The sequence below is a fragment of the Xenorhabdus sp. PB30.3 genome (genome assembly GCF_963895965.1).
Taxonomy (GTDB): domain Bacteria; phylum Pseudomonadota; class Gammaproteobacteria; order Enterobacterales; family Enterobacteriaceae; genus Xenorhabdus; species Xenorhabdus stockiae.
Genome location: NZ_CAWQMW010000120.1, coordinates 45,084 through 48,867 on the forward strand (window position 1 = coordinate 45,084; position 3,784 = coordinate 48,867).

Consider the following 3,784-nt stretch of genomic DNA (forward strand, 5'->3'; position numbering starts at 1 on the left):
GTCTAAAGAGGCAAACTATGCAGGATTTTCTCAACCCATTTATGACAAATATCGGTGCGCAGGCGCTGTCCGCACTGGAAGCGGACATCACAGATAACCCGGTCAGCTATTGTCATGATAGGTTAAACAGGCCGGTATGCAGCCTTGAAGAACTGGAAAAACAGTTCTCTTCCGTGAGCATACCGGAATGCCCGGTTGATACCGGAATATACACCCGGTATCTGAGCGAAAATGTGCTAAATCAGGTTATGCCTGTTTCCTCACCTGCCTTTGTGGGCCATATGACATCCGCTCTTCCCCTGCACTTACCGGCGCTGGGGAAGATACTGACAGCGCTGAATCAAAATGTTGTCAAACTGGAAACCTCCCACGCCCTGACCGCGCTGGAACGTCAGGTCTTGGGAATGATGCACAAACTCGTCTACAACTGTGATGACAACTTCTATCAAAAATGGCTTCACAATGGTGATCATGCGCTGGCGAGCTTCTGCTCCGGCGGAACCGTGGCTAACCTGACTGCATTATGGGCATGCCGGAATCAGCTTATGCCCGCAGATGGCGACTTTGCCGGACTGACTCGTGAAGGTTTAGCCCGTGGGTTAATCCATTATGGCTATAGCGGACTGGCAATTCTGGTATCAGAGCTGGGGCATTATTCGCTGAAAAAAGCCGTCGATGTGCTGGGTCTTGGGCAGGATGCGCTGGTTAAAATCGCCACTGACAAAGACGGGAAAATCTGTCTTGATGACCTTCTCATTCAGTTACAGGAACTGCGCCGACGTAATATCAAACCGATGGCGATTGTCGGCATCGCTGGCAGTACCGAAACCGGCTCTATCGACCCGCTGGATGCGCTGGCTGATATCGCTGAACGGGAACAGTGTCATTTTCACGTCGATGCCGCATGGGGAGGTGCCAGCCTGTTATCAGAACGCTATCGGCACTTATTCAAGGGCATCGAGCGGGCGGATAGCGTGACTATTGATGCACATAAACAGATGTACGTCCCAATGGGATCAGGGATGGTGCTATTCCGTCAGCCCACTATGGCCGATGCTATTGAACAGCATGCTAATTACATCTTACGTAAGGGATCAAAAGATCTGGGCAGACATACTCTGGAAGGTTCACGTAGCGCAATGTCGCTGATGCTACACAGTAACCTTCACCTGCTTGGGCGACAGGGAATGGCAGCTCTGATAGATGCAGGCATTGAGAAAGCACATCAGTTTGCAGACTTCATTCACCAACAGGAAGATTTCGAACTAATCAGCGAACCGCAGCTTTGTCTGTTGACTTACCGCTACGCCCCACCCACTGCAATTAAACTGATGCATGAGGGTTCTGAGTCGATACGACAAAAAGTACAGGACATGCTTAATGCCCTCAATCAGAATATCCAGACCATGCAGCGCTCTGCCGGAAAAACATTTGTTTCACGTACCAGCATTAAACCTGCGCAATGGAATAAACAACCAACGACTGTTTTTCGCGTTGTGCTGGCAAATCCACTAACAACGCCGGAAATACTGGAGGACATGATTGAAGAACAGCGCCAACTGGCAAGACAAAGTGAATTCTGGGGGGATTTGCAGGATTTGCTGAGCTCAGAGTGAAATAGGTTCTGAAAGCGGGATCATCATGAGTCAATACGGGACTGACTAAACGGCTTCGATATTGGAGCAGCCGATAATATATTGTACATTTATCGGCCTTCAATAAAGATTATCGCCCTGACAATCAAGGCCGGTGACTGACCGATAAAACAGAGGGATATGTTGTGGCAAAAAAAGAAAAACAGCCTAACCATGATGCGTTATTCAAGCATTTTTTAACACAACCTGAAACAGCCAAGGAATTTCTATCCCTTTATCTGCCAAGTGAGATTCAGTCTTTGTGTGATTTAACTACACTGAAACTGGAACCCGGCAGTTTTGTCGATCGGCATTTACGCCAGTTGCACAGTGATGTGTTGTATTCCGTTGAGACAACGCAGGGAGACGGTTACATTTACTGCCTGATTGAACATCAATCCACACCTGACCCCTTAATGGCCTGGCGATTGATGTATTATGCGATGTCAGCAATGGCCGCTCACCTGAAAAAAGGACATACCGAACTGCCTTTGGTGGTTCCCTTGCTATTTTATCATGGTGAGGTTCGACCATATCCTTACTCAAACCGATGGCTGGATTGTTTCACACTTCCCGAACAGGCTGCTCGCTTATATCATCAGGCGTTTCCACTGGTAGATATCACTGCGTTTAGCGATGAAGAAATCCTGACGCATAAAAGCATTGCCTTAATGGAGTTGGTGCAAAAACACATTCGTTGTCGGGATATGCTGGAGTGGATCCCCCAATTGGTGGCCTTATTGAATGCAGGTTATAATACGGTTGAACAACGCAATGTTGTGTTAAGCTATATTTTACTGAATGGGCATACTCTGGATATCTCACAATTTGTCCATCAACTCATTGAACAATCTCCGGAGCATAAAACGATGTTGATGACTATTGCAGAACAGCTTGAGCAAAAAGGGCGCGAGCAGGGTAAGATAGAAGGTAAACTGGAAACGGCTCGCGCATTATTACAGCATGGTGTCAGTCTGGATATTATCGCCACCAGTACCGGGCTGAGCCAGGAAGAAATTGAAACGTTAAAACATTAAATCAATCGCTCTCTTTCACAGTAAAATGCCGATATTTAAAATCGGCATTTTTGTTTTAATTTAAGAGGGTTGTTATGTTTTATTATCAAAGAGTTTAAAATTTGGTATATTATTTCCTGTTTTTTTATAAAAAATGGGAATTTAGTGATTAAATTTAATTAATTCAATAATAAAAAACAAATAGCCTGAGGACTCCACTATTCTATTTTCTTTAAAAAAACATTGATCGTACCTCAGGCACTTTAATTCCTTTTTTAAACTAAATTCAGATTTATTTATTGCTCAGAGATTTTAGGATACCTGTTTTTAGGCTGATAATTACTCCATTTTTCTTCAGAAAATACTTCACTATGTGGAACACTTTTTCCATCTAGCCAAAATTTTACATTTTGTTTAACTTCATCAGTATTTTTATGGCGATATAACCAGCGTAATTCACTGGATGTTACGCCCTGACCATATTTACCATTTTTGTCTGCTGCCTGAGTAATATTATCTTTATCAGAGGCACCGCTAATGTCACTGAATGTAAAATGAACAGGTAATTTTCTCTGCATTAACTGATATTCCAATCCTGCCTTACTTGTTTTTTTCCAAAAAGGCACTCCCTCACTCATGGAGGGTATACTTGTAATTCCTGATTTTATAATTATATCTTTAACATTATATTTAGAGTGACTAGATAGAAATTCTCTAAAATCAATAGCACGATCGTAGTCATGTAAATCTTCTTTGATACTATCATCATCAGCATATTCTGTTGGGTTCACTAAGGGATCCCAGACAGCATTGGTTATATCATTTTGTATAAGTATATTTCTTTTTATAATTTTTTTTCCTTTTTTCTCTAAAAGCTTCCTGAATTTTGAGAGTAATGTTTTTGAAGAATCTGGAGCAGGGCCTTTACGGTAAAGTTTCTTTTTTTCTAGATCTTTTACCGCTTCATCCCTTGGTGTATTTAAGCCATATAGAATATGGCCTGGTTCAAATTCTTTAGTAAGTCCACTTGTTATCTCTGGCTTTTCTTTATTTTTATATATTCTCATAACTATTCCTTAATGTTTTCAATATAGATAAACAGTTGTTCTTATGGTTAATTAATTTAAAATTTAA

3 protein-coding genes are annotated in these 3,784 nt (G+C 42.3%); 2 read left to right on the forward strand and 1 reads right to left on the reverse strand.

Annotated features, from left to right (window positions below):
* Window positions 1-17 precede the first annotated feature (17 nt).
* Window positions 18-1,616: a pyridoxal-dependent aspartate 1-decarboxylase PanP gene (panP, locus tag AACX38_RS08875; RefSeq protein WP_228864066.1), complete on the forward strand. Its 1,599-nt coding sequence runs from the start codon at window positions 18-20 to the stop codon at window positions 1,614-1,616.
* A gap of 164 nt (window positions 1,617-1,780) precedes the next feature.
* Window positions 1,781-2,671, forward strand: a complete 891-nt coding sequence (locus AACX38_RS08880) for an Rpn family recombination-promoting nuclease/putative transposase (RefSeq protein WP_228864067.1) — start codon at window positions 1,781-1,783, stop codon at window positions 2,669-2,671.
* Window positions 2,672-2,946: 275 nt separating this feature from the next.
* Here the strand turns inward: AACX38_RS08880 and AACX38_RS08885 are convergent, their stop codons facing one another.
* Window positions 2,947-3,717, reverse strand: coding sequence for a hypothetical protein (locus AACX38_RS08885; RefSeq protein ID WP_228864068.1), 771 nt, complete (start codon window positions 3,715-3,717; stop codon window positions 2,947-2,949).
* Window positions 3,718-3,784: the final 67 nt, after the last annotated feature.

Excerpts from the sequence above, each read along its gene's own strand:
- panP (WP_228864066.1), top strand. The coding sequence starts at position 18 with ATGCAGGATTTTCTCAACCCATTTATGACAAATATCGGTGCGCAGGCG.
- AACX38_RS08885 (WP_228864068.1), bottom strand. The coding sequence starts at position 3,717 with ATGAGAATATATAAAAATAAAGAAAAGCCAGAGATAACAAGTGGACTT.